Raw genomic sequence first — 24941 nt, 5'->3', positions numbered from 1 at the left:
TGGATTGATTCTTCTCCTTCAGGATATAGTCCGGAGAACAGAATTCACCTGTCACTGGTCCTGACTTATTGATAAATTAAGGCCTGAAATTTTCAGGGGGGGGTAATCATGTACAAAATATTATTAATCCTACTCATTTCCGTCACCGCCTTTGCTCAGGTGCAATTCACGGTGGAAACTGACACAAGTGCGTATCAGCCTGGCGCAACCATAGGAATATCAGGGACCGTTACCAATATCTCAGGTGAAACGGTGACTCTGAATTGGCCCACGGGATGTCAGTTCAATTACTATTTGGGTGCCTGGGCAGCTTATGACTCTCCCAACTATGGCTGCACACTGGCCCATACCTGGGTCACCCTGGAGCCTGCCATGTCGCATACCTGGGAGAGGTTCCACGGGTCTGAGGACACAACTTTTGCAGCAGGCAATTATGCCATTGTTGGCTTTCTCAACGATGAAGCGTTTCAGCTGACACCACCAACCTTTATCACTATTGGGGATGTGCAGGAAGCCTATTATACCACAGGCTATGCGCCCCCCACTGACTCGCTCCTGTTGACCAATGGCGGTTGCGTCGGGCAAAGCCTGCTACCCGTGCTTGAGCAAGTCACCGACGACCTGGACTTGATCTGGATTTATGCCTACGAATCTTGCTGGTATCAATACATCCCGGTTAATAGCATGGCCATCAATCCCTATCCCTGGGAAGGCGATGAATTCTATTTTTATGTCCGGGATTCCCTGGATTATGACTATGAACTTCACCTTATCACTGATGTCGAAGACCAGGTCTTGAGTTTTGATGAAGTAAATCACTCCGGTGCAGATGGAGATTGTGTCTATCGGCTGATTATCTCCCATGAGAATATCGTTGTGGACACCCTTGAATACGCCTTCAAGGCCGAAATGAGTATGGGGGTGAAATCTGGACAGATAACGCCAGCCCTATTTAATGTGGAAGCCTATCCTTCACCCTTTAATCCGCTTACAACAATTTCTTTTGAATTGCAGGAGCGATCTGATGTGGATGTCAATATTTTTGATCTGTCAGGACGCCTGGTCTGGTCCACCAGCCTCAAAGCGCCAGATCCGGGACGCCATGAATTGAAATGGAATGGACAGGATACCTGGGGTGGCGGGATGGCATCAGGACTCTATATCGTTCAAATAGATGCTGGACGCGTGAGTGAATCCACAAAAGTGGTTATGTTAAAATAGAGTAACCAGACTACAAATTTGAAGCCCTGTTCAGATTCTGCACTTTCAAGTGTATATTGCAACGTCAGGGAATATGTCCGCGCAGGCGTGTCACTCGACTTTAAATAAGTAAACGCGTGAGTGAAAAGGAGCTGAGCTTTGAAAAAATCCAAGCTGGTCGCCGTATTTTTATATTCTATTGTTGTGTTTATCACAGCTGGGGCAGGATTGCAGTTTATCACGGCCACGAGATTTTTTGATTACCACGCCCAGGCTGCCGGAATTGATTGGTCCCGCCTGAACCCTGATCTTCAAATGCTGATTCTGGCTGGTTTCAAAATAACCGGAGCTGGCTTTTTGACCGTAGCCCTGAATCTGGCATTGATGATACTTTTTTCCTTTACAAAACATGCCAGAAGCTGGTCGGGCATCGCCATCCCTCTCGTTGGCCTGGTCTTCTGGTCCGTTGTGTTATCTACAACCCTGACGGTCCTGGCTGCAACCGGGGCAGAAGCGCCCTGGGCCCCCAGTTTGTTTTGTGTCATCGCCCTGCTGGTGGGTCTGTTTATTTCACAACGCGAGTTAAAAGAACAGGGCCTGCCTGGCTGATTGATGCATGATGGAAACACCGCTCCTTTCTAACAAAGATCAATATCCCAGTGAGGAAATCATCTTCTCTCACCTGGGAGAGGCAAAAATATGGTGGCAATCCATTTTTAATCACATCCATTCCCAGTATCCAGATTTCTCAGAGGAATGGAGATATTATGCCGACGGTAAATCCTGGCTCATGAAGGTGACCAGGAAATCAAAAACAATTTTCTGGTTGTCTATCATTCCAGGTGGATTCAAGATCACATTCTATTTTGGAGATAAGGCTGAATCTGCCATTCTGGGAAGCACCCTATCCACCGATCTAAAGGATATCTTCAAAAACGGCAGGCGCTTTGGAAAAATTCGCGCCATCACCCAGGAGGTTAGAGGCGCAAGAGAGATAAGTGAGATTAAAACTCTCATTGAGTTAAAGTTGAGTATTAAATAATGGATCATGTCGTTTATCTCGATGCACAGGCCAATGAGCTGGATTTGTTGCTATCCCAACAAAAATCCATGCTCATCCGTGGCGCCGCTGGACGGAAAATGCCTTATGATAGGGTTTTCGCCGGGGATGTTCTCTATCTAATAAATAACAATGCAGAAGGTCTCATTCTGGCTCGAGCAGAGGTAAAAAAGGTCATCAACTCCGAGAAGATGAACCGCGAAGAATCAATTGACCTTGTGGACAAACACGCGACCCAACTCAGCCTGAGCAAGAAGCAATATGGACGTTGGGCAGGGAAACGCTATCTGGTTCTGATCCAAGTGGGAGAGATCACTGAACTGGATCCCTTTCCCATTGACAAAAGCGCCTATGGAAATATGGACGACTGGCTTCCCGTGGAAACCATTGAAAGCGTAAAACAATAAAAGGAGTGGGTGATAAATGTTATCAGAGTTGCCCAATATTGGAGAGGTACTGGAAAAGCGACTGGCGGCTGTTGGAATCTGCACACCAGCAGATTTGGCTGAAGTTGGGAGTCTTGGTGTCTTGCAAAGATTGGAAGCTCTCAACGCGCCGGGCTGCCTGAACATGCTTTACGCCCTTGAGGGGGCGCTTCGCGGGACACGCTGGCACAATTTGTCCACCGAAGAAAAAGCACAACTCAAGGCTGACCTGAAAGCAATTATCGAAGGCTAACAGTTTTTCCCAACTTGGAGGGGGGAATCATATTGGTTTTTAAATCTGGACAACAAAGAGGACTGCAGTTCATGGCATTCGCATTCCTTTTAATAAACATCCAACCTATCCAGGCTCAATCTCCAATATTCCTTGGAGAAAACCTGGTGTTTCATATCAGTGATTCACTGTGTGTGATGCGCGGTGAGTATCATTTTATAAACCCCTCCGAAGAAGCTGTCAAGACACGCCTGTTTTATCCTTTTCCAGTAAGTGAGCAATTACCTTTTCCCGACATGATTGAAGTGCTATCCATGGAGACCGGAGTTCACCTGCCCCTCATGGGGGCAGACAAGGGGATTTCTTTTGTCCTTAATATTGATGCGGTTTCAGAAGCCAATATTCATGTGGAGTACTGGCAGACAGCTGAACATAATGTCTTTGAATACATTTTAACCTCAACCCAAACCTGGAGTCGAGCTCTGGAATGGGCGAATTATGAAATCCATGTCCCAGACCATCTCCAACTGGAATATTGCTCGCTGGACATAGATACGAGCTGGACTGAAATCGAGAAAAAGGTTTATTCAATCTCGCGGGAAAACTATCTTCCCGTGAAGGATTTAAAAATGCGATGGGGGGTTCCAGATGAATAAAATAATGCGAATCGCAAAACTTGCAATGCTGGTCAGCCTGATCACGCAATCAGCTTACGCCAATCCCATGGCATTAAAATTCTTCTCTGAGCTTCAACTTGACGAAAACAATCCAGGAGACTGGGTTTTAGAGCTCAAGATTCAGTGGCAACCAGCAGAGAATATGGATGGCTGGTATCTCACCACACCTCGAGATACGGCCTTCCTTGATTCAGGAATCCAGCTTTCAGAGGGTGCCTACATAATATTGCGGGAGGATAGTCTGCAATCAATTTTGCCCCTGTCTAACACTGGCGACGCCTTGACACTTTTTGATAATTCAGGATACTGGATAGATGAGTTGTTCTATGGGGATGTTGAATATTCTCAAGCACCCAGTCCAGTTACCGGGAACAGTATATGTCTGGGGTATGACTGGCATCACTACTGGTATCTTGATAGCTCTCCCACAATCGGGAGTGAAAACGATACAGCAGGATCAATGTGTAGCATTGAGGGCTATGTTTTCGATAGAAGCGGAAATCCTCTGGCCGGAGCCACAGTAAGACATGAATATACAGCTTATCATCAGGATTCTATCTGTGTCTTGACTGATATGATGGGCTACTATGCGGTGAATAAAATGGCAAGAGGTCACAATATTGAAGCCCACTTTGAAAATCATCAATCAGTAGACACGACCTTTCAAGCCTGGCCAAACACCGCCCATCAGGTTGACTTTTATTTAAGTCCGCTGGTCAGCATTGATGATAATAGCCCCGCCATTCCAGAACAGGTTAAGCTCATGCAAAACTATCCCAATCCGTTTAATGCCTCCACCATAATTGAGTATGGGCTCCCTGAGGCAGCTCATGTAGCTATAGATGTTTTCAAGTTGGATGGCAGTCATATCGCTAATGTTTTGAGAGAGAATATATCAGCTGGAAATCATGAGGTATCCTGGAACGCATCAAGCATCCCCAGTGGCATATATGTCTACACCATACAGGCTGGTGACATAAAACTCTCGCGGAAAATGATACTCCTTAAATAAACTCGAGCACGGGAATTGTTATCTGAATATTCAGCTCGTTGAGTATGTAGCGATGTGAAACAGTTATAATTGAGTTTTAATGATGAGTTACATATAACAAGAAGTTATGGGTTAAAACCTCAGTCATTGAGAAATTATTCGGCCCATCCCTTGAAGTGATTAAACTTGAATAAAACAAGCAAAACGGTTAAAGCTTAATGTGGAAGCAATATGAGTAAAATTGAAAACACTCTGTTTCTCATCTGTCTGTTCTCGCTGGCGAATTGTGTTTTAGCGGGGGACGTGTTTAAAGGCGAGCTTGTGCAGAACGTCTCGGGGTCAGATTTTCAAAAACAAAGACTTGAGATGGTTGAAAATCAGATCAAGAAGCGAGGAATAAACGATGGCGTCATTTTGGAAACCTTTCTCAGGGTTCCACGTCATCGCTTTGTACCCGAAGAAATCAAGCACCTGGCCTATAGCGATCATCCCCTGCCTATTGGTGAAGAACAAACTATTTCACAGCCCTATATCGTAGCCTTCATGACACAGGCTCTACATTTATCAACCCGGGATAAAATTTTAGAAATTGGCACTGGTTCAGGTTATCAAGCAGCTATTCTGGGTGAGTTATGTGATAGCGTATTTACGATTGAAATAATTGCCTCATTGGGAAACAGAGCAAAACTTCTATTAGAGGAGTTAGGTTATGACAATATCAAAGTAAAAATCGGGGATGGGTATCAAGGGTGGAAAGAGCATGCACCTTTTGATGCCATCATCGTCACCTGTGCTCCCGCACAAGTTCCGACTACCCTTAAAAACCAATTGAAGGAGGGAGGACGGATGATCATTCCCGTCGGTTCTTCATATCGACAGGATTTGGTGCTTTTACGGAAGGTTAATAATCAATTGGTTGAAGAAAAGGTATTGCCAGTATTATTCGTACCTATGGTGGACCCAACCGGAAAAAAATATTGAAGTCTTTTGCTCGAGTTAGTCAAGCATGGGAGTTGACAGACCAACGAGCTTTCCCTTGACAAAGAATGTCGTCAAACACATCTTGACTCACTTTTCAGAACAATAAACAACAAGTCAAACATCCACATGCTGTAAGCTTTTCAAGTAGGAGAGATCACGTCATGGAGCAGAGTCAATTCAGGGTTTATGGATACAGATGGGTGATGCTTTCCGTATTCATGCTGGTCATCTTTATCAATCAGGTGAGTTGGATTACCTTTGCACCAATCACAGGTCCAGCTGCAGCATTCTATCATGTCTCAGATCTTCAAATTGGCCTTTTGTCCCTCATGTTTATGTTGGTCTATATCGTCGTATCGGTGCCGGCCTCCTGGATGATTGATACTTATGGAATTCGCATTGCTGTAGGCATTGGTGCGGTCCTGACGGGTGTTTTTGGTCTCATGAGGGGAATGGTTGCAGATAACTATAGTCTGGTTTTAATCGCACAGATCGGAATCGCTGTGGGACAGCCCTTCATCCTGAATGCCATGACCAGTGTGGCTGCCCGTTGGTTTCCCGTGGGCAGACGCGCCATGGCGGCAGGAATGGGATCCCTGGCCATGTATGTTGGTATTACCGTGGGGCTGGTGCTGACTCCTTATCTTAGTATTCATTTCGAGATTACGGGCATGCTGCTGATTTATGGCATTGCTTCTCCCGTGGTGGCAATTCTCTTTTTTGTTTTTGCCAAGGATCGGCCACCCACACCGCCCTGCGCCCAAGAAGACGAAGAGCGATCCCTGGTATACGATGGTCTCAAAGAGGCGTTACACCGACGCAATTTCATCTACCTCCTTATTCTTTTCTTTATAGGCCTGGGTATTTTTAATGCAGTGACGACCTGGGTGGAAGATATCGTCAGGCCCCGGGGTTTTTCAGTCATTCAGGCTGGAAATATTGGTGGTCTCATGATTTTCGGTGGCATTTTGGGTGCCATCATCATGCCTCACCTTTCTGACAGGTCTGGCAAACGCACGCCCTTTCTACGAGCGATTGTAGCCGGATCTATCCTTGGGTTAATCGGGATTACCTTTGCCACGAGCTATGGGCTGTTGCTGCTATCAGCTTTTGTCTTTGGTTTTTTTCTCCTGAGTGCGGGACCCCTGGGGTTTCAATATGGTGCAGAAATTACTTATCCAGCACCCGAGGGAACTTCCAATGGGTTGATGTTGCTGGTGGGGCAAATCTCTGGGATCATCTTTATTCTGGGCATGGACATCTTCAAGAATCCAGTTACTGGATCAATGTCCTTGCCACTTTCTGTGCTCATAGGATTCATGTTTATCGCATTGGTGCTAAGTACAAGGCTACAAGAGGCACCGGGTCATTCCCAACGCAACAAGCAGGGGTAAAGGCTTAAAATCAAAAGGAGGGGTATTATGAAAAAGAAATTGTTTAAAGTGACAGTTGGGCTGCTTGTGTTCTCGCTTCAGCTTGCCTATGCTCAGCTTCCAAAATTAAAGCTATCTGCTCCCAAAAAGCCAACAGTAGTTTATGATAGAATGGATGTCAAGTCCATCAAGGCCAAGAAGGCCAAGGTTGAGTTTGTGTATATCGTCGACAATCCAAATTCCTTTGGTGTGGATCACATCAAGGCTGACTATGAACTCTTTTTGAAAGGAAAACCCACGGCAAAGGGAAAAGATGTGAAGTTCACTATTCCTGCAAACACCAAACAGGAGTTCAAGCTGCCTCTTGAGATAAATTATCTGGATGCCTTCGAGTCGGCTGGTGCGCTGGCAAAGGCAATCACAAAAGGAAAGAAGAGTATTCCTTTTCAGATGGATGTGACTTTTAAAATAGAGTTAAAAGTCTTAAAATTTGAAGTTCCTATCACTGCGAAAGGTGATCTTCCCTTACCCAAGGCCAAGTCTCCTAAAAAAATCAAGGTAAATAAAAAGAAGCTGAAGTTTTAAAGCGGTCGAAGTTATAGAGGCGCATTAGCGCTTGACAACCCCGGGACGCCACCATAACTTGAACACATGTTAATGGTAAATGAACATATGTTCAGGGCGATATGCGTCTAGTGGCTACAGATAGAAGCCTGCTTGTGTTGGAAGCTGCCCGTCTCTACTATGAGCATAATCTCAATCAGGCTCAGATTGCCAAGAAGTTGGAGGTTTCTCGTCCAGGTGTTTCTCGTTTACTACAGGAGGCTCGGGATGCAGGCATCGTCAAAATTCAGATTGTTGACCCCACTGCCACGGGGACCCGTCTTGAGTCTGCGCTTCGAGAAAAATACGCCCTCAAGCACGTCATTGTAGTGCCGTCAGATCCCAGTGATACCGTCCTCAAATCCCGTCTTGGTTCCGCCCTTATAAATCTTTTGGATACAATATTAACTAAGAATACCACACTAGGCGTGTCCTGGGGCTCAACCCTCCAGGCTGCCACAGAACATCTTAAACCACGATCCATCGATAATATGACGGTAGTGCAGCTCAACGGTGGTGTTTCCAAGGCCGAGCTGGATACCCACGCCAGCGAAATTGCCAGACGAATGGGTGATAACTATCATGCCATTCCCTATTTGTTACCCTTGCCAGCCATCGTGGACACACCTGAGCTCAAACAGGCAATTACCTCTGATCGCCACATTGCCAAAACCTTGAAGCTGGCCAGAGAAGCAGACATTGCCGTCTTTACCATTGGCGCCTTTGGTGCCAAATCGGTGCTGGTACAGGCTGACTATTTTGAAGATGCAGAAGTCCAGGCACTCATTGAACAGGGTGCTGTCGCTGATATCTGTTCACGTCTCATCAAGGCAGACGGCAGTATTTGTTCCCCAGAGTTGGATGATCGCACCATTGGTATCGAGCTGGAAGAACTGAAGGCCAAGCCCTATTCAATCGCCGTCGCAGGTGGCGCCGATAAGGCCAGGGCCATCAAGGCCGGGTTGGCAGGTGGATATTTTTTCAGTCTGATTACTGACGAAGATGTGGCTACCACACTATTAGGTGAGGATTAACATGAGTATTACCATTGCCCTGGGCGCAGATCATGGGGGTTATGCCCTGAAAGAAGCCATCAAGAATTTTCTGGAAAAGGAAGGCTATCAGACCATTGATTGCGGCACTGACTCCACCGAAGCTGTGGATTATCCTGTCTTTGCCGCCAAAGTGGCTCGCAAAGTGGCTGGAGGCTCCGCCCGTTTTGGGGTTATTGTGGATGGTGCCGGGATTGGATCGTCAATGGCAGCCAATAAAATTGCCGGAGTTAGAGCAGCGTTGTGCTATGACCTCTCCAGTGCCAATAATGCTCGGGAGCACAATGATGCCAACGTTCTGACCCTGGGGTCAGGGTTAATCGGCTCCTCATTGGCCCAGCAAATCGTCAAAAAATTTATTACCACGGAATGTACCGAGGAACGTCATTTGAAACGCGTTGGTATGATCGATGATCTACAAACGACAAAGGAAGAAACCACGAAGATGGAAACCATTTTAAAAGATCAGGAGTTAAGATCACTCAGTGATGCTGATATTCTGAAAATTGCCCAGCGGATAAGTCAGATCGTCCAGGCTACAGCAGGCAATGTGACTGCAAATCCGCAGGTCACCAGCGGCCACGATCACCAGGACACCGATATGGTCTGTCGCTGTGGTGTCTGTGCCGAGAAGCAACCTGACACCTATCGCAAGTTTATGGATTTTGGTGTGGAGCGTCTCGGTGTTCATGATGCCACTGGAGCCGCATCGGTCCCAGAAGACGTCGCCAAATGTATTGATCACACCATCCTCAAACCAGATGCCACAGAGGACGATATCAAAAAGCTATGTGCAGAGGCAGATGAATTTCAGTTTGCCACGGTCTGTATCAGTCCCAGTTATGTACCCCTGGCAGCCAAATTGCTGGAGCATTCAAAAGTCAAAGTGTGTACAGTTGTTGGATTTCCTTCAGGAGCACATCATCCTACCATCAAAGCCATGGAAACACGGCGTGCCATTCGAGATGGTGCTGAAGAAATAGATATGGTTATCAATATTGGTGCCCTGAAAAGCGGTAATGATGAGTTGGTTTACCGGGATATACGCATGGTTGTGGAAGCCTGCGAAGATGGCGGAGCCGTCTCTAAGGTTATCATTGAAGCAGCCTTGCTTACTGATGATGAAAAGGTCCGCGCTTGTACCCTGGCAAAAAAAGCTCGCGCAGATTTTGTCAAAACCTCAACTGGATTTGGACCCCATGGAGCCACGGCAGCTGATGTTGCACTCATGGCTCGCACTGTGGCAAACACTGGTATTGGCGTAAAGGCGGCTGGTGGAATTAAATCCTTCGAAGATGTACAGGACATGATCAAGGCTGGAGCAACAAGGATTGGCGCTAGTGCTGGAATTGCCATTGTGAAAAAAGCCCGTACCATCACCGTGTCGAGCTAATTGATTTTTAGCCACGGATTGACACAGATGAAACACGGATAGAAAAACCGAATAGTTAAAACCATCAGTGAACATACGTGTAGATCAGTGGCAAGAGTAAAGAGAGAATGGACAAAAAAGCCACGGATTGAGAAAGAAGCATAAAGCAAGCCACAGATTAACACGGATTTGAAAAGCGCGAAAAGGTAAAAGCTAGAGCAAAGAAAAATGGAACAACAGACAACAAAACTCGAGCACGAAGAAACAACCAAGGCGATTATTGGTGCTGCTTTTGAAGTCTACAATGAGCTCGGGTATGGGTTTTTAGAAAAGGTTTATCAGCGAGCATTACAGTCTGAACTATTGCACAATGGACATAAGGCAGAACTTGAGCCAGCCCTTGAAGTGAAATTTAAAAATGTGATCGTTGGCAAATACTTTGCGGACCTGCTTGTGGACAACAAGGTGATTGTAGAGCTCAAAGTTGCGAAACGGTATAACAAGAAGGATGAAGCCCAATTACTCAATGAGTTAAAGGCTAGTGAGATCAAAGTGGGTCTTCTCATAAATTTTGGCAGAGAAAAAGTTGAGTTCAAACGTTTTATATATTAAACCCACCGATCCTACAGGTTCACAAGGCGTTGATACAAAAAACATCTGTGCAAATCTGTGTTTCATCTGTGGCTTAAAAACAATTGGAGATTATAAATGAGTGTAGATCTAAGATCATATGTCTTTCTAGATAACTTGCAACCCCAGCATGCTGCTTTCTTTTGCACCATCGCCCGGGGCTTCTTGCCCCTAACAGGAATGGCATCTCTGTATGTTGAAATTTCACCGGGAATAGAGATTAACAGGATCACTGACATTGCCCTGAAGTCCACCAATGTGACACCTGGACTCCAGATTGTGGAACGCCTCTATGGCTTGCTAGAAATCCACTCATTTTCTCAGGCAGATGTCCGACAGGCTGGGTCAGCTATCCTGGATGCCCTTGAGCTAAAGGAAGAGGACCGCTGGAAACCTAAAGTGGTATCCAGTCAGATCATCCGCAATATTGATGATCACCAGACCCAGCTCATCAATCGGATGCGTCATGGTAACATGATCATTCCAGGCGAATCCATGTATGTCATGGAGTGTGTACCAGCTGCCTATGCAGCCCTGGCAGCCAATGAAGCTGAAAAAGCCGCCAATATCAATATCCTGGAAGTTCGAGCCACTGGTAGTTTTGGTCGTGTGTATCTCGGGGGAGATGAAAAAGATATAGATGTAGCCTGGCGGGCTGCCGAATATGCCCTTGAAGGGGTTGAGGGCCGTGATCCAGAAGTTTCAATTGAGAAATAAAGAGAATAAACTAATTTTTGAATTGTCATTGCGAGGAACGAAGAGACGAAGCAATCTCGGTCTCGAGATCGCCGCGGTCGTTTCACTCCCTCGCGAAGACAATCTTCTGAATAACCAGGTGAATCAATTAATTATGAAAAAATTAACGCAAAGAAATAACAAACAGGAGGCAATAAAATGTCTGACGCACTAGGAATGTTAGAAACAAGAGGTTACCCCGCAGCAGTTGAAGCAGCTGACGCCATGGTCAAAGCTGCCAAGGTTGAATTGGTTGAGTATGAAAAAACAGGTGGCGGTTATGTAACCGTCGTGATCCGTGGTGATGTTGCTGCCGTGAAAGCAGCCTGTGATGCTGGTCGTGCCGGTGCTGCCCGTGTGGGTGAAATCGTTGCCGTTCATATCATTGCCCGTCCACACCCAAATGTGGATGCAGTTTTACCTCTCGGTCGCAACAAAGAAGGTAAAGCCGAACTGGCCAAAAGATCCTAAGTCAGGGGTGATCCCATGATCCTGGCAAAAGTTGTTGGGACCGTTGTGGCCAGTCAGAAAGAGCCCAGTATGGATGGACTCAAGTTTCTGACCCTGCAACAGGTCGATATAGATGGTAAGGCCAAGGGCGGATTTGTCATTGCGGCAGACGCCATGGGTGCTGGAACCGGTGAAATGGTTCTGTATGCCAGTGGAAGTTCTGCCCGTCAGACCAAAGTTACCGAGAACCGACCCTGCGATGCAGTGGTCATGGCCATCGTTGACAATTGGGAGATCGATGGCAAACTCAAATACAAAAAAGGACGGGATGATTAACACCCCGGTTTTTCTTGTATCGTCATTGCGAGCCTGCCTATGCCGAAGCGGCTTCGCGCAGGCTGGCGGAGTGTGGCAATCTCGATCCCGAGATCGCCGCAGTCGTTTCACTCCCTCGCGAAGACGCATCAAACGAGTTTCGTCATATGAGGTGTCGCACTGAGCTTGTCGAACTGCTCTAGAAGCTTGCAGAGTCACAAAAACCTGTTTTCGCGAAGCCAAACAGGTTTCAAAGAATGAAAGCAATTTAGCTGGCGCTCCTCGCCAACGGAAATTGCTTTCTGAAGGACGAAACGTGTTGACTAGATGGAATTGTACAAACCGGAGGTAGGACATGTCGAAATTGACAGATAGTCAAGTTGACCTCATAGCAAATAAGGTAGCCTCGCTACTCAACCCGAGTCAGAGCCCGAATGTCGTGCATGCACCCGTGGTTCCAGACCTGGGTCAGACTGGGCAGACCCATTATGGTGTCTTTACCACCGTAGATGCTGCTGTCAAGGCCACCCGGGTGGCTTATGAAGCCCTGAACAAACTGACTTTGGAGCAAAGAGTCACCATCATTGCCAGCATCCGCGCCAAAATGCGGATCCATGGTGAAGATCTGGCCCGGAAGGCCCACCAAGAGACCGGTATGGGTCGTATTGAGGACAAAATCCTTAAGAACCAGCTGGTCACTGAAAAGACAGAGGGTCCTGAAGCCTTGATACCTAAGGCTTTGTCCGGTGATCGGGGACTGACTTTGACGGAGTGGGCACCTTATGGTGTTATTGGCTCAATCACACCAAGCACCAACCCTACTTCCACAATTATCTGCAATACCATTGGCATGCTGGCTGCAGGAAATGGCGTGGTCTTTAATGTTCACCCCATGGCCAAGGAAACCAGTATACTCAATGTAGAACTCCTCAATGAGGCCATCATTGAAGCTGGTGGACCGCCGAATTTGGTAACCACAGTAGCATCGCCAACAATTCAGAGCGCCAATGAACTCATGCACCACAAGGGCGTGGATCTCCTGGTTGTAACCGGTGGAGAAGCAGTCGTTAAAGCCGCCATGTCCAGCGGTAAGCGTGCTCTTTGTGCCGGCCCGGGCAATCCTCCAGTGGTTGTAGATGAAACTGCCAATATTGAACAGGCTGCCAGGGATATTGTCCGTGGTGCCGGTATGGACAATGGAATCATTTGTGTACTGGAGAAGGAAGTCTTTGTGGTTGAGTCTGTAGCAGATCAACTCCTGGCCGCTTTTCCCCGTCATGGAGCAGTTGTACTAAAATCTCACGAAGTCAATCAGCTGGAAAAAGTGATCTTCGAGAAGACCAATGGCATGCGCAAACCCGGCGTCATGAATAAAGAGATGATCGGTAAAAATATTCAATATATCCTTTCCAAAATCGGTATGCAGGTAGCTGATGATGTCCGTATTGCTATTATGCCTGTATCTGTTGGTCATCCTTTGATTTGGACCGAACAGCTGATGCCTGTGCTGCCACTGGCAAGAGTCCCCAATGTTGACCAGGCTATTGACCTGGCCAAAGCTGCTGAACATAATTTCCGTCATACTGCAGTCATCCACTCACAAAACATCAATAACCTGAGTCGTATGGCCCGGGTAATGGGTTGCAGCATCTTTGTTAAAAATGGCCCCACCCTGGCTGGTTTAGGCTATGGCGGTGAGGGCTATACTTCTTTTTCAATCGCCAGTCCCACCGGTGATGGACTCACAGGACCTCATTCCTTTGCCCGTCCCATCCGCTGTGTGCTGGTTGACAATTTCAGGATCGTCTAATGAAAACACAAGACGCACTGGCTCTTATCGAGCTCGACAGTATTCCAGCTGGTATTCTCACTGCAGATGCCATGCTCAAAGAGGCTCCCATCGCCGTTTTGAAGTCAGGAACCGTTCACAACGGTAAATATCTGATTCTCATTGGTGGTAGTGTGGCTTCAGTAGGGATGGCATTTGCCAAAGGGATGAGTAAAGGTCAGGACCATCTGCTTGATGCTGTATTTCTTCCGGATATCCACGAAAGTGTTTATCAGGCTTGTTTGGGCAAGAGGTTGACCTGCGGGTCAGAAGCCTTGTCGGTTATGGAAGTGTCCACTGTCGCTGCCATTCTCCAAAGTTCAGATGCTGCCATGAAGGGCGCTGAGGTTGAACTGGTTGAATTACGATTGGCTGATGATCTCGGTGGCAAATCCATTGCCATCTATGCTGGCAAGGTGGAAGATGTGGAAATGGCCATCAATATCTCAGAAAAAGCCGTTGAGAATCCTGAAAACATACTGTCCCAGAGTATTATTCCCCTGATTGATCCAGAATTGGCCAAACAGATCGATGCCTCCACCTATTTTTCCAAATCTGATCTGTCAAAATTAGCCGGAGCTGAATAATGCTCCTGGGTAAAGTCATTGGAACCTTGACGCCAGCTATGATTTATGATGGTCTGGAGGGCGTCCCCATGCTTATGGTGCAACCCCTGGACAAACATCAGGTCCCTGAAGGTGAACCCATGGTTGCAGCAGACCCCACCAGAATGTGTGGACCTGGAGAGTTGATCTATTATGAAAGTTCCCGTGAAGCGGCATTGCTCTGCGATCCCTGGTTTGTCCCTGTAGACCATGCTGTGGTCGGCATTGTGGATGACATCCAAATCCAGAAGGACTCATAGAAAATGGCGATGCAACCGATCAGTGCGTTAATCATTGATAGTCATCTCGAGGGAGGGAAACGACCGCGGCGATCTCGGCCTCGAGAGTGCCACGTCACCCCGACTTGGTCGACGGGCTTCCTCGCAATGACGAAAAATCATAGACTTATCTTGGAGTGCTTATGATCCTGGGAAAAGTCTGCGGAACCATTCACTCCACTATTAATCATGAATTCTACGATAGCAAACGTCTGTTGGTTGTCGATAAACTGGATGCCTACCTGAAACCCACGGGGAAATATCTTATCTGTATCGATAGGGTTGATGCAGGCGTGGGGGAAACCGTGCTCATGTTGGATGAAGGCAATGGCGCCCGGCAAATTGTGGGCGATTCTAATGCACCCCTGCGCTCGGTTATCGTTGGTATTGTGGACGAGGTACTCCTTCCATAGTCAGTCACCCCTAGACGGGTTCACGGTGACGGATTGTTGTTGAATGTCCAAAGTCGTGCTTGTCAAGTCTTCGCGATAGGACGTGGCGATCTCCATACCATATTTGCCCAAGAACTCCGAGATTGCTTCGGTCATACTTCCCTCGCAAAGACAAAAAGGAGGGTCTGCCTGCTCTCTCATGCTTGATAGAATATCCTTTTTAACCCATAAATCACCTTGGTGAAATACCCATGGTAGTCTATCCTGCGACGATATTAACTAGATGGGAATTACGACATGAATGATGCAGAACAGAGAGTTGTAAAAAAGGGTGACAGTATTGAGTTGGAAATTGAAAGCCTGGCCTTCGGCGGCAAGGGTGTTGCCAAGGTAGACGGACTCGCCATCTTTGTCGAACGCACCATTCCGGGACAGAAAGTTCTGGCCCGTATTGTTAAAAAGAAAAAGAGCTTTGCCGAAGCCTATCCCCTGGAGATTTTGAAAAAAGCCCCCAACGAGATTGAAGCCAAGTGCCCTGCCTTTGGTACCTGTGGTGGTTGTCGTCTTCAGAACCTGGAATATGATGATCAGTTACTGGAAAAGACCCGACAGGTTCGTGACCTGGTTCAACGCGTCGGTGGCTTCATCGATTTTGAGGTTCCCACAGCTTTACCCTCGCCGACAGCCTTTCACTACCGAAACAAAATGGAGTTTACATTTACTCCAAGTCCCTGGCGCAATCATCCCGATGATGTGGACGAGCCCCTGGGGCTGGGTCAGCATATCCCGGGACGCTTTGATAAGATTGTCCATATCGAAACCTGTTATCTCCAAAAGCCCATCATGAATGAAATCATGAATTTTGTATTCGCTTTTGCCAAGGAACATGGCTGGGAAGCCTACAATAATAAAACCCATGTGGGCTGGGCACGGAACCTGGTCCTGCGTTATGGCGAGCACACCGATGAGATCATGGTAAATCTGGTTACCAAGACCTACGAAAAAGAACATATGCAGATTTTCAAAAATACCATTATGTCCAAATTTCCACAGATTACCACGCTGATTAATAGCATTACCTCCAGATTGTCTGATGTTGCTGTGGGTGAAACCGAGGTTTTCCTCCACGGTCCTGGTCACATAAGCGATCGATTGGGCGAGTCCGAATTTGAGATTTCTGCCAATTCCTTTTTCCAGACCAACACCCTTCAAGCTGAAGTGCTATATGCTGAAGCCCTGAAAGGAACAGACCTAAAAGGCGGGGAAGTGGTCTATGATCTGTATTGCGGCACGGGAACCATCGCTCTCTTTCTGGCCAAGCAGGCCAAAAAAGTGTACGGCTTTGAATTGATTGCCAGCTCGGTAAAGAATGCCCGTAGAAATGCCAAGGCCCAGGGCTTTGAAAATGTGGAATTCATTCTGGGAGATCTCAAGGATGTCCTTTCACAAAACGTAGATCGCATTGAGCCAGCAGATGTGATAGTGGTAGATCCCCCACGCGCAGGTCTCCATCAAAAGGTAGTGGATGATATACTGAAAGTTGGACCCCAGAAGTTGGTCTATGTCTCCTGCAATCCCTCCACCCTGGCCAGAGACTTGAAATTATTTTGCGAGACAGACTATGAACTGGTCAGTGTCCAGCCCGTGGATATGTTTCCCCACACCACCCATATTGAAACCGTCGCGCAAATGGTAAGGAAACCTTCAGCCTAAAAACGCTTCAGGGAGAGAATTCACATGAGAAGATTCGTTGTTGTTCTGCTGGTCCTTTTAATAGGGGTCCAACTCACGGCAAGTGATATGGATGCCCAAATCGAGGACATCCTCAAGCAACTAACCCTGGACGAAAAAATCGCCATGACCCACGCCCAATCAAAATTCAGCTCGCCAGGTGTGCCACGTCTTGGCATTCCTGAGATCTGGATGTCAGATGGTCCCCATGGCGTCAGGGAGGAAATTAGCTGGGACAGTTGGTCCCCGGCAGGCTGGACGAATGACTCTATCACCGCCTTTCCGGCTTTAACCAGTCTCGCCGCCACCTTTAATCCTGTGCTGGCTGGCCAATATGGAGTCGCTCTCGGCGAGGAAGCTCGTTATCGCAAAAAAGACATTTTACTAGGCCCTGGGGTAAATATTTATCGCACACCTCTTAACGGTCGGAACTTTGAGTATATGGGAGAAGATCCCCTTCTGGCAGCCACCATGGTCGTTCCCTATATCAAGGGGATTCAGCAAAACGGCGTCTCAGCCTGCCTGAAGCATTATGCCTTGAACAACCAGGAGCAGTGGCGGGGACACATCAATGTGGAAGTCAGTGATCGTGCCCTGCATGAAATTTATCTCCCGGCCTACAAGGCCGCTGTGACAGAAGCAGGGGTTTGGTCGGTCATGGGTGCCTATAACCAGTTTCGCGGACAACACACCACCCATCATGAGCAGCTCATCAACGGTATTCTCAAAGGCGAATGGGGTTTTGATGGTGTTCTGGTTTCTGACTGGGGTTCTGCCCACGATACAAAAGAGGCAGCTCTGTTTGGGCTTGATATTGAAATGGGCACAGGCACAGATGGCCTGACGACTTCAAGTGAAAACGCATATGACTATTATTTCCTGGCCAAACCATTTCGTGAAATGATTCAAAATGATGAGCTGAAAGAGGACGTCCTGGACGACAAAGTTCGTCGAATTCTGCGATTGATGTTTCGTACGAATATGAAGTCTAACCGTCCCCTGGGTAGAATGAACAATCCGGAACATATAGAGGTGGCCCGTAAAGTTGCTGGAGAGGGAATCGTTCTATTAAAAAACGATAAATCCTTCTTCCCAATCAATCCAGACAAGAAAATGACCATCGCTGTCATCGGTGAAAACGCCACGCGACCCATGACACCTGGTGGTGGTTCTTCCGCATTAAAGCCCAAAGATGAAATTTCTCCCTTACGGGGTTTGCAGGAAAGATTTAGCAAGGCAACCATTCTCCACTCCCAGGGATATGCCGCAGGTCCTTCCCAGTATGGTCGTGTCATCCCATCAACCATGGATGCAGACTCCCTGCAAAAAGCTGCTGTCAAAATCGCAGCGAAAGCTGATATCGTTCTCTTCTTCGGTGGACTCAATAAGAATCATGGACAGGACTGTGAAGGTGGGGATCGCCAGGATATGACCCTGGATTTTGGTCAGGACGAGCTCTTGACAAAACTGATCAAAACCAATAAGAATATTGGTGTCATTCTGGTGAGTGGTAATGCCGTTGAGATGCCCTGGTTGCCCAAAGTTAAGGGGTTGATCCAGGCCTGGTATCTGGGTAGTGAAGCGGGCCACGCTATCGCTGATGTTATCAGTGGCGATGTGAATCCCTCGGGGAAACTGCCATTCTCATTCCCGGTGAAGCTGAGCGATAATGCGGCTCATTCTTTTGGTGAGCTTTCCTATCCCGGGGATGGTAAAAACCAGTATTATAAAGAGGATATTCTGGTTGGATATCGCTGGCATGATACCCAGAATATCAAACCCCTGTTTGCCTTTGGATATGGGATGTCATATACCTCGTTCAAGCTTTCCAATATAAAGACCGATAAGAAATCCTATGAAGCAGGTGGAACCATCAATATTTCCTGCAAAGTTTCCAATACGGGCAAAACTGCTGGCTCAGAAGTGGTTCAAATTTATGTGGGGAAAACAAACTCAAAGGTGGAACGGGCCGAGAAGGAGCTGAAAGCTTTTCAGAAGATCCACCTGACCAGCGGTAAAAATGCATCAGTCCAATTATCAATCGACGTAAACGATCTTGCCTTTTATGATGAATCCATCTCTGACTGGAATCTGGAAAAAGGGGACTACCTGATCTATGTGGGAACGGCGTCCAACAAAATTGATAAAACAGTGAAGATCAACATCAACTGAGCATCTACTGTCTTGGACTTTGAGCTTGCTTCTGAGGTCGTAGCCTTTAGGCAAAGCCTATCAAAATGTCCAGTTAATGGGGGCCATCTCTGGACCGGCTCAGTCGCCAGTGGGGCGCAAATACAAAAGAGGTGACCGACCTCTCAGCCGATCACCTCTTAAAGCGATAATAAATAATTCTTTATGTGGGCTATTGTCTTGTGGCTGTCAATTCGTAACAGGCAGCCGCATACCAATCATTTCCAGCGGCTTCACAGGCTGTCATGTCAACACCATCAACTTCTTCACCGTCAGCGTCCTCACAATAGGCATCTGTGCTGGTAACAATGGTGAAAGTGTCTCCGCTAAGGTCAACGGTCTCACATTCACCTTCTATGCAAAGCTGGTCTCCGTCGACTTCCCAGGTGAGGGTTTCTGTGTCAGTCATTCCAAAAGCAGAGGTTGAAATGTCAACGGTTCCATCTGCATTAAAGGTGTAATCCATGCTAACGCCAAAAGCAATAGCCAGCGCCCAGCCGGTATAGTCCAGATCACCGGAGCAATCGGCATTGGCATACTCACCCATGTTGGTGATGCTCCAGTCACCTAAAACCTCATCGCTGAGAACTTTGTCTTCAGCCTCGTCTTCACAGCCTAACAGTGCCAGGCAACAGACCAGCAGGGTTAAATATTTCATGCTTCTCTCCTTGTAGTTAAGCGTCCCCCAGAGGAGGAGCTGTTTGATGGTGGTTGATTGGGAACCACTTATTTTAATAGATGAGCGTTAATTGTCAATGCTGAAGGTCTTCTCGTATCAAGACGGGCAGGTGAAGAAAGGGCTGGAAATATTGACAGATAAGTGACATAATAGGTCCTTAAATAAAAATACAGGAGAATCCTCATGGATATAAATGATGTGATGAAAGAATTGGAAGCCTATGGAGATGAGCGAACCAAAAACACACTCATGAATCATGGGGCCAAGGAACCCTTCTTTGGTGTGAAGGTAGCTGATTTGAAGAAAATCCTGAAAAAGACCAAAAAGAATCATGAGCTTTCACTTGAGTTATACGCCACAGGCAATTCAGACGCTATGTATCTGGCTGGTCTCATGGCAGATGAAACCAAGATCACTAAGGCCCAGTTGGAAACATGGGTTGATCAGGCCTATTGGTATTATCTCAGCGAATATACCGTACCCTGGGTTGCTTCAGAAACCCCTTTTGGGTTTGAACTGGGACTCAAATGGATTGAATCCGATCTGGAAGGAGTGGCCGATGCTGGTTGGGGCACCTTGTCGTCATACGCAGCCATTCATAAAGATGAAGAGCTGGATATTGAGATGTATCGCAAGCTTTTGCATCAGGTGGGTGAACAGATCCACTCCGCCCAGAATCGGGTCCGCTTCGCCATGAACTCATTTGTTATCGCAGTGGGCTCCTATATCGAAGCACTCACCGACGAAGCTCTTGCAGTTGGAGAAAAGATAGGCACGGTGGATGTGACGTTGGGCAGTACCGCCTGCAAAGTCCCCCTGGCTACAGAATATGTAAACAAAGTGATTACCCGCGGTGCAGTAGGGAAAAAACGTAAATCCGCTCGCTGCTAACAGGTATAGGCTCGTCGAAAGTCGAAAGTCACAGGTCACAAGTTCCAAGTTTCAAACCCTTATTTGAGCAACATCATCTTCTTCGTTGCACAAAATCCCTCAGTTCGCATGGTGTAGAAATACAGCCCTGAAGAAACTGAATGACCAGCATGGTCAACACCTCCCCACTGAACTGTATAGGCGCCAGCAATCTGGAAACCAGCAACCAATGTGGCCACTTCCTGTCCCAGCATATTGTAAACCGTGATATTTACATCAGTGGCTCCATTCAACTCATACCCAATGCTTGTCACTGGATTGAATGGGTTGGGGTAGGCAGCATGCAGTTTTGCCATAGTTGGAATCTCAGGTTCGTCCAGAGAGGTGATCGTAATAGCTCCTCTAAACCACTCAAAGATATTTGCCACAGGATTCCCCACAGCATCAACCGCTGAAGTGTAGGAGCTCACGGTGTCTGCGGGATTGTAATAATTCAAACCAAGGGGGTCCAGAGCCCAAAACGAGGTTTTCCAGCCGGGACCCGAATTATACACAGCCACAGCTGCGTTATTCTGGTTTGGATCGGTGAGACAAACAGTAGCCGTGGGATAAGGAGTAAGGTTATCAATCCAATTGTCGAATCCCAGCTCACGGTGGGGCTCATAGAATAATTGTAGGTTATTCCCCGCAAAGGATGCCAGTTGCCCGGTCAATTGATCACCAGCCACTGCATCAACAGCATATGGCCCCAGATAAGATTCAGGAGTTCCATCATAGTTAATATCTTGCGGTCCAAGTGTCTCAACACCAAGATAACGTCCTTCAAAAGTGCTGGAACTCATTGATGAGTCTGCAAAACCTGAGATCACACCATAATCCTGACCACTAAACATGAGACAGTGCTGGTTATCCACTGTCCCGCTAGCTAGCCAGCCACGATAAACGTGGGCATAACCTGTTGCATCATTAAAGGGTCCGCTGCCCATAACATGATAAATAGTTGAATAGTTAATTACCAGCTCGCTGGAAACCGGCCCAAGGGTGGCCTCCCAGAGATCATAGTGCTGACTAAATGATGAGTCAAGACCCTCCATATAGCGCCATTCTTCGCCCATATTATCGTCCGTATCATAAACGAGAAGTGTTGCTTCAACTGGAGCAAAGATATAATATGACTCCACATTACTGGTGTGCTGACCCCCTTCTATATCGATGACTTCCACCCAATACTCAATTGTGCTCTCTGGGTTCTGACCAGGAATTGAGGCGGTATACTCGTTGTTTGAACCAGACATCTCAATCGGTTCTGCAGGGGTATCATTCACCTTATATACCAGGGAAACTGAATCAAGGAAATCGTCTGTACCGCTAGGGTTCTGGTCTGATATTTCTACACTCACAAGACGGTTCTCAGTTGAAAGAGTTGTGGGTAAGGCCTCTAGTTGAATAAATAAATAGGGTGTACACACAAAGCCTACATACACTGACCAGTCCCAGACATATGATCGAATATGCCAGCCCCAATCATTTATGCCCGTGCGACCATTTGGTGCAGAGATCGTATTGTAAAACTTCAAACAGGGTGGGGGGTCATGTGTGGAATGGGCAGATAGAAAGCCAACTCGATATTCAGGACCGTCTGATTGAACCTCAAAACCACCAAGTTTAACAACGACGATAAATGCCTCGTCCCTTTCAAAATTGAAAGGCCCAAATTCAGAGTTTTCCAGGTCGAGAGTCACCATGGCTTCGTCATCAACATTGGGGTAGACGGGTATCTGGACCATGCCAGTTTCAGGCCAGAGTTGCTCCCCCAGGGGATCATACTGGTAGCTGGTATCAGCATCATCCAGATCATTGATCCCACCAAACACCCAGTTGTTTCCAGCGATATCGTAGATGCCGTTATCCTCATAATAGCCCAGCCAGGAACCAGGTGCTTCGTCCGCTATCAACTCCTCATCGATCTCATCCCAGGGGTAGTTGGCGGCATAGATGGCAACTGACATACTCCCACCCTCAACTTCAGGTAGGTCTGACATATTAAACTCAATTGAATTGGCCTGGCCATCAGCAGGAGGTATGTACAGCTCTGAGAAGTAATCACCTGACCAACCACCAACATTACTGTTGAGAGTGAGGCCATTCGTATTAGACAGGGCGAAGTCCTGGGCGAAGACAGTCATGCTGAAAACTGAGAATAGTGCCAATCTTTTAAGCAGAAATTGCAACAGGCCCCCTCCAGGTCATTGTTAGCAAATGATGTCGTGATGGTAATTCGATATATTTATAAATGCAACACACTTCCACCAGCCAGGATCAAGGACATTGAGGTTCTCGAAATGTCCGGTCTCAAAGAAGAGTCTTCCTCTAGCTTCGATGAACTCAGGCATCGGCACTAAACCAGGAAAGTTGTTTAAGCATATTTAACCGCAAAGATCACTGAGACCGCAGAGGTACAATTAGGCTTTTCATTACCCCGTCCTTTAGGGCGGGGGTCTTGAAACATTAAAATATGAAGGACTTTAGTCCAGACTTTTTGAGCCCATCTACGTCCTCCAGACGACAATGGGAAATCTTAATCCCCTGTTTGTTTGTTGAATTAAACCCCGACTTAAAAGCCCGGGCAGGTGAATTACTTGAGCAACATCATCTTCTTCGTTGCACTAAATCCCTCAGTCCGCATGATGTAAAAATACAGACCTGAAGCTACTGAATGACCAGAGTGATCAATTCCGTTCCACTGAACGGTGTAAGCTCCAGCGGCTTGAAAATCAGCCACCAATATGCCTACCTCCTGCCCCAGCATGTTGTAAACAGTAATGTTGACATCTGCAGCATTACCTAGTTCATAAGCAATTGATGTCACCGGGTTGAAGGGATTTGGATAGTTGGCTTGCAGTTTTGAAGTAGCAGGTACAACTATGCCTTCTTCAAGACCAACAGTGCTGTAGTTTGGCGGACCAAACCAATCAAAGGTTGCGGCGACCGGACCACCATTAACATTGAGACCCCAATGGTACATACTTGAAATATCTATTGGACTATAAAAGCTTAATGCCAGTGGATCAATTGTCCAGAAGGCTGTCTTCCAACCGGGACCTTCATTGTAGACAGCAACGGCCGCATCACTCATGCCGGGATCGGTGAAACATACAGTCCCTGAAGATGGTGTCAGATTATCGATCCAGTTTCCAAAACCCAGTTCTCCAAAAGGGTCATGATACAACTGCAGACTATCTCCTTCAAATGCTGCGAGATGTCCAGCTAAAGGATCACCGGCAACAGCGTCAACTGCATAAGGATCGGCAATTGAACCCCAGGGGTCATAACCAATATCCTGGGGTCCCAGAGTTTCAACACCAAGATACATGTTCTCAAAAACACCTGCTGGGAATGTCGTATCAGCAAAGCCTGAGATTATACCGTAATCCTGACCAGTGATGAACAGACGACGAGGCGCTTCAACTGTGCCCTGTGATAGCCAGTCAGCATAGATCGTGCTATAAGTTGTAGGATCATTATATGGACCGCTACCCATTACATGATAAACCAATTCATAATTATTAATTAATTGTATTGTCACGGGTCCAAATTTTGGATCCCAGGTATCAAAATTATTATAGAAGGTGTCAGCGAGAGTCACATTATAGTAATACTTGGCCACTCCAACGCCTAAATCATCCGTATCATATACAAACAACATGGGTTCAACTGCCTCAAAAATGGAATAAGAAGAAGCCTCGCTCTCGTAAATATCACCTGTTGAAAACTCTACGGAGACCCAATAAAGAACTTCGGTACCTGGTTCCTGTCCAGGAAGGACTCCGGTGTATTGATCATCATCTCCCACCATGGACACAACGAAGGTTTCATCGTTCACAGTATAGTGAAGTCTTGCTTCAACCACCGAAACATTTCCAGAAGGATCATCGGAGAGGATTGTGGCATTAACTACTCGATCATCTGTGGATAAAGTCGTGCGCAATTGGTCTACCTGAAAGCGAACATGGCAACAGCTGGTTAACGCAGCGTTCACACTCCAATCCCATACAAACGACCGGATGTACCACCCCCAATCATTGATGCCCGTGCGGCCATCTGGACTGGAGATCGTATTATAAAACTTCAGACAGGGTTGAGGGTCATGGTGGAAAGGTCCTGACCGGAAGCCCATTCGGTATTCAGTATTGTCTGATTGATCTTCAAAGCCCGTTAATTTTACAACCACAATGAAAGCCTCATTCCTGACAAAATAGAATGGTCCAGATT

At 46.9% G+C, this 24941-nt stretch carries 26 protein-coding genes; 23 read left to right on the top strand and 3 right to left on the bottom strand.

Translation table 11 applies throughout. The annotated features are described in order from the left end of the window. Positions 1 to 108: 108 nt before the first annotated feature. The 22 genes from ISR87_09175 (at position 109) to ISR87_09070 (ending at position 19102) form a co-directional block, all read left to right on the top strand. Positions 109 to 1221, top strand: a complete 1113-nt coding sequence (locus ISR87_09175) for a T9SS type A sorting domain-containing protein (protein MBL7025616.1) — start codon at positions 109 to 111, stop codon at positions 1219 to 1221. A gap of 138 nt (positions 1222 to 1359) precedes the next feature. Continuing rightward, complete coding sequence (locus tag ISR87_09170; protein ID MBL7025615.1) at positions 1360 to 1809, top strand: hypothetical protein; 450 nt, start codon at positions 1360 to 1362, stop codon at positions 1807 to 1809. 7 nt (positions 1810 to 1816) lie between these two features. After that, positions 1817 to 2242 (top strand): DUF3788 family protein, encoded by a 426-nt coding sequence (locus ISR87_09165; protein MBL7025614.1) that lies wholly within the window; start codon positions 1817 to 1819, stop codon positions 2240 to 2242. Continuing rightward, complete coding sequence (locus ISR87_09160; protein ID MBL7025613.1) at positions 2242 to 2667, top strand: hypothetical protein; 426 nt, start codon at positions 2242 to 2244, stop codon at positions 2665 to 2667. The genes ISR87_09165 and ISR87_09160 overlap by 1 nt, the downstream gene beginning before the upstream one ends. Positions 2668 to 2683: 16 nt before the next feature. Further along, the gene (locus ISR87_09155; protein ID MBL7025612.1) at positions 2684 to 2938 is read left to right on the top strand and encodes a TfoX/Sxy family protein; all 255 of its coding nucleotides are present in this window, start codon (positions 2684 to 2686) and stop codon (positions 2936 to 2938) included. A gap of 71 nt (positions 2939 to 3009) precedes the next feature. Further along, positions 3010 to 3573, top strand: a complete 564-nt coding sequence (locus ISR87_09150) for a hypothetical protein (GenBank protein MBL7025611.1) — start codon at positions 3010 to 3012, stop codon at positions 3571 to 3573. Continuing rightward, positions 3566 to 4606: a T9SS type A sorting domain-containing protein gene (locus tag ISR87_09145; protein ID MBL7025610.1), complete on the top strand. Its 1041-nt coding sequence runs from the start codon at positions 3566 to 3568 to the stop codon at positions 4604 to 4606. Before ISR87_09150 ends, ISR87_09145 begins: the two co-directional genes overlap by 8 nt. A gap of 210 nt (positions 4607 to 4816) precedes the next feature. After that, on the top strand, positions 4817 to 5566 hold the full coding sequence (locus ISR87_09140) for a protein-L-isoaspartate(D-aspartate) O-methyltransferase (GenBank protein MBL7025609.1): 750 nt from the start codon (positions 4817 to 4819) through the stop codon (positions 5564 to 5566). A 161-nt stretch (positions 5567 to 5727) separates the two neighbouring features. Next, positions 5728 to 6960, top strand: a complete 1233-nt coding sequence (locus ISR87_09135; protein ID MBL7025608.1) for an MFS transporter — start codon at positions 5728 to 5730, stop codon at positions 6958 to 6960. A gap of 27 nt (positions 6961 to 6987) precedes the next feature. After that, positions 6988 to 7524, top strand: a complete 537-nt coding sequence (locus ISR87_09130; GenBank protein ID MBL7025607.1) for an LEA type 2 family protein — start codon at positions 6988 to 6990, stop codon at positions 7522 to 7524. Between the two features lie 101 nt (positions 7525 to 7625). After that, complete coding sequence (locus ISR87_09125; GenBank protein ID MBL7025606.1) at positions 7626 to 8576, top strand: sugar-binding transcriptional regulator; 951 nt, start codon at positions 7626 to 7628, stop codon at positions 8574 to 8576. Position 8577: 1 nt separating this feature from the next. After that, the gene (gene deoC, locus ISR87_09120; GenBank protein MBL7025605.1) at positions 8578 to 9987 is read left to right on the top strand and encodes a deoxyribose-phosphate aldolase; all 1410 of its coding nucleotides are present in this window, start codon (positions 8578 to 8580) and stop codon (positions 9985 to 9987) included. Positions 9988 to 10194: 207 nt separating this feature from the next. Further along, complete coding sequence (locus ISR87_09115; GenBank protein ID MBL7025604.1) at positions 10195 to 10578, top strand: GxxExxY protein; 384 nt, start codon at positions 10195 to 10197, stop codon at positions 10576 to 10578. 96 nt (positions 10579 to 10674) lie between these two features. Further along, complete coding sequence (locus ISR87_09110) at positions 10675 to 11313, top strand: hypothetical protein (GenBank protein ID MBL7025603.1); 639 nt, start codon at positions 10675 to 10677, stop codon at positions 11311 to 11313. Positions 11314 to 11490: 177 nt separating this feature from the next. Then, positions 11491 to 11802: a BMC domain-containing protein gene (locus ISR87_09105; protein ID MBL7025602.1), complete on the top strand. Its 312-nt coding sequence runs from the start codon at positions 11491 to 11493 to the stop codon at positions 11800 to 11802. Between the two features lie 15 nt (positions 11803 to 11817). Beyond that, positions 11818 to 12117, top strand: coding sequence for a EutN/CcmL family microcompartment protein (locus tag ISR87_09100; GenBank protein ID MBL7025601.1), 300 nt, complete (start codon positions 11818 to 11820; stop codon positions 12115 to 12117). A 334-nt stretch (positions 12118 to 12451) separates the two neighbouring features. Next, a complete protein-coding gene (locus ISR87_09095; GenBank protein MBL7025600.1) occupies positions 12452 to 13906 on the top strand; it encodes an aldehyde dehydrogenase EutE in 1455 nt (484 codons plus the stop codon). Next, positions 13906 to 14511, top strand: coding sequence for a BMC domain-containing protein (locus tag ISR87_09090; protein ID MBL7025599.1), 606 nt, complete (start codon positions 13906 to 13908; stop codon positions 14509 to 14511). Before ISR87_09095 ends, ISR87_09090 begins: the two co-directional genes overlap by 1 nt. Then, positions 14511 to 14789, top strand: coding sequence for a EutN/CcmL family microcompartment protein (locus ISR87_09085; GenBank protein ID MBL7025598.1), 279 nt, complete (start codon positions 14511 to 14513; stop codon positions 14787 to 14789). The genes ISR87_09090 and ISR87_09085 overlap by 1 nt, the downstream gene beginning before the upstream one ends. 161 nt (positions 14790 to 14950) lie before the next feature. Continuing rightward, positions 14951 to 15220, top strand: a complete 270-nt coding sequence (locus tag ISR87_09080; GenBank protein MBL7025597.1) for a EutN/CcmL family microcompartment protein — start codon at positions 14951 to 14953, stop codon at positions 15218 to 15220. A gap of 276 nt (positions 15221 to 15496) precedes the next feature. Next, positions 15497 to 16912, top strand: a complete 1416-nt coding sequence (gene rlmD, locus ISR87_09075) for a 23S rRNA (uracil(1939)-C(5))-methyltransferase RlmD (GenBank protein ID MBL7025596.1) — start codon at positions 15497 to 15499, stop codon at positions 16910 to 16912. Positions 16913 to 16936: 24 nt separating this feature from the next. After that, positions 16937 to 19102 (top strand): glycoside hydrolase family 3 C-terminal domain-containing protein, encoded by a 2166-nt coding sequence (locus ISR87_09070; protein MBL7025595.1) that lies wholly within the window; start codon positions 16937 to 16939, stop codon positions 19100 to 19102. A gap of 190 nt (positions 19103 to 19292) precedes the next feature. On the opposite strand, the gene ISR87_09065 is transcribed toward ISR87_09070, so the two are convergent. Continuing rightward, positions 19293 to 19778 (bottom strand): hypothetical protein, encoded by a 486-nt coding sequence (locus tag ISR87_09065; GenBank protein ID MBL7025594.1) that lies wholly within the window; start codon positions 19776 to 19778, stop codon positions 19293 to 19295. A 204-nt stretch (positions 19779 to 19982) separates the two neighbouring features. On the opposite strand from ISR87_09065, the gene ISR87_09060 reads away from it, so the two are divergent. Beyond that, positions 19983 to 20690 (top strand): DNA alkylation repair protein, encoded by a 708-nt coding sequence (locus tag ISR87_09060; GenBank protein ID MBL7025593.1) that lies wholly within the window; start codon positions 19983 to 19985, stop codon positions 20688 to 20690. A gap of 59 nt (positions 20691 to 20749) precedes the next feature. Here the strand turns inward: ISR87_09060 and ISR87_09055 are convergent, their stop codons facing one another. Together ISR87_09055 and ISR87_09050 are read right to left on the bottom strand one after the other, a co-directional pair. Then, a complete protein-coding gene (locus ISR87_09055; GenBank protein MBL7025592.1) occupies positions 20750 to 22900 on the bottom strand; it encodes a T9SS type A sorting domain-containing protein in 2151 nt (716 codons plus the stop codon). A 404-nt stretch (positions 22901 to 23304) separates the two neighbouring features. Further along, positions 23305 to 24900: a T9SS type A sorting domain-containing protein gene (locus ISR87_09050; GenBank protein ID MBL7025591.1), complete on the bottom strand. Its 1596-nt coding sequence runs from the start codon at positions 24898 to 24900 to the stop codon at positions 23305 to 23307. Between the last annotated feature and the right edge of the window lie 41 nt (positions 24901 to 24941).

This window comes from Candidatus Neomarinimicrobiota bacterium (genome assembly GCA_016784545.1).
Taxonomy (GTDB): domain Bacteria; phylum Fidelibacterota; class UBA8477; order UBA8477; family JABMPR01; genus JABMPR01.
The sequence above is the reverse complement of the archived record's forward strand: the minus strand, read 5'-3'. Positions and strand labels throughout refer to the sequence as shown.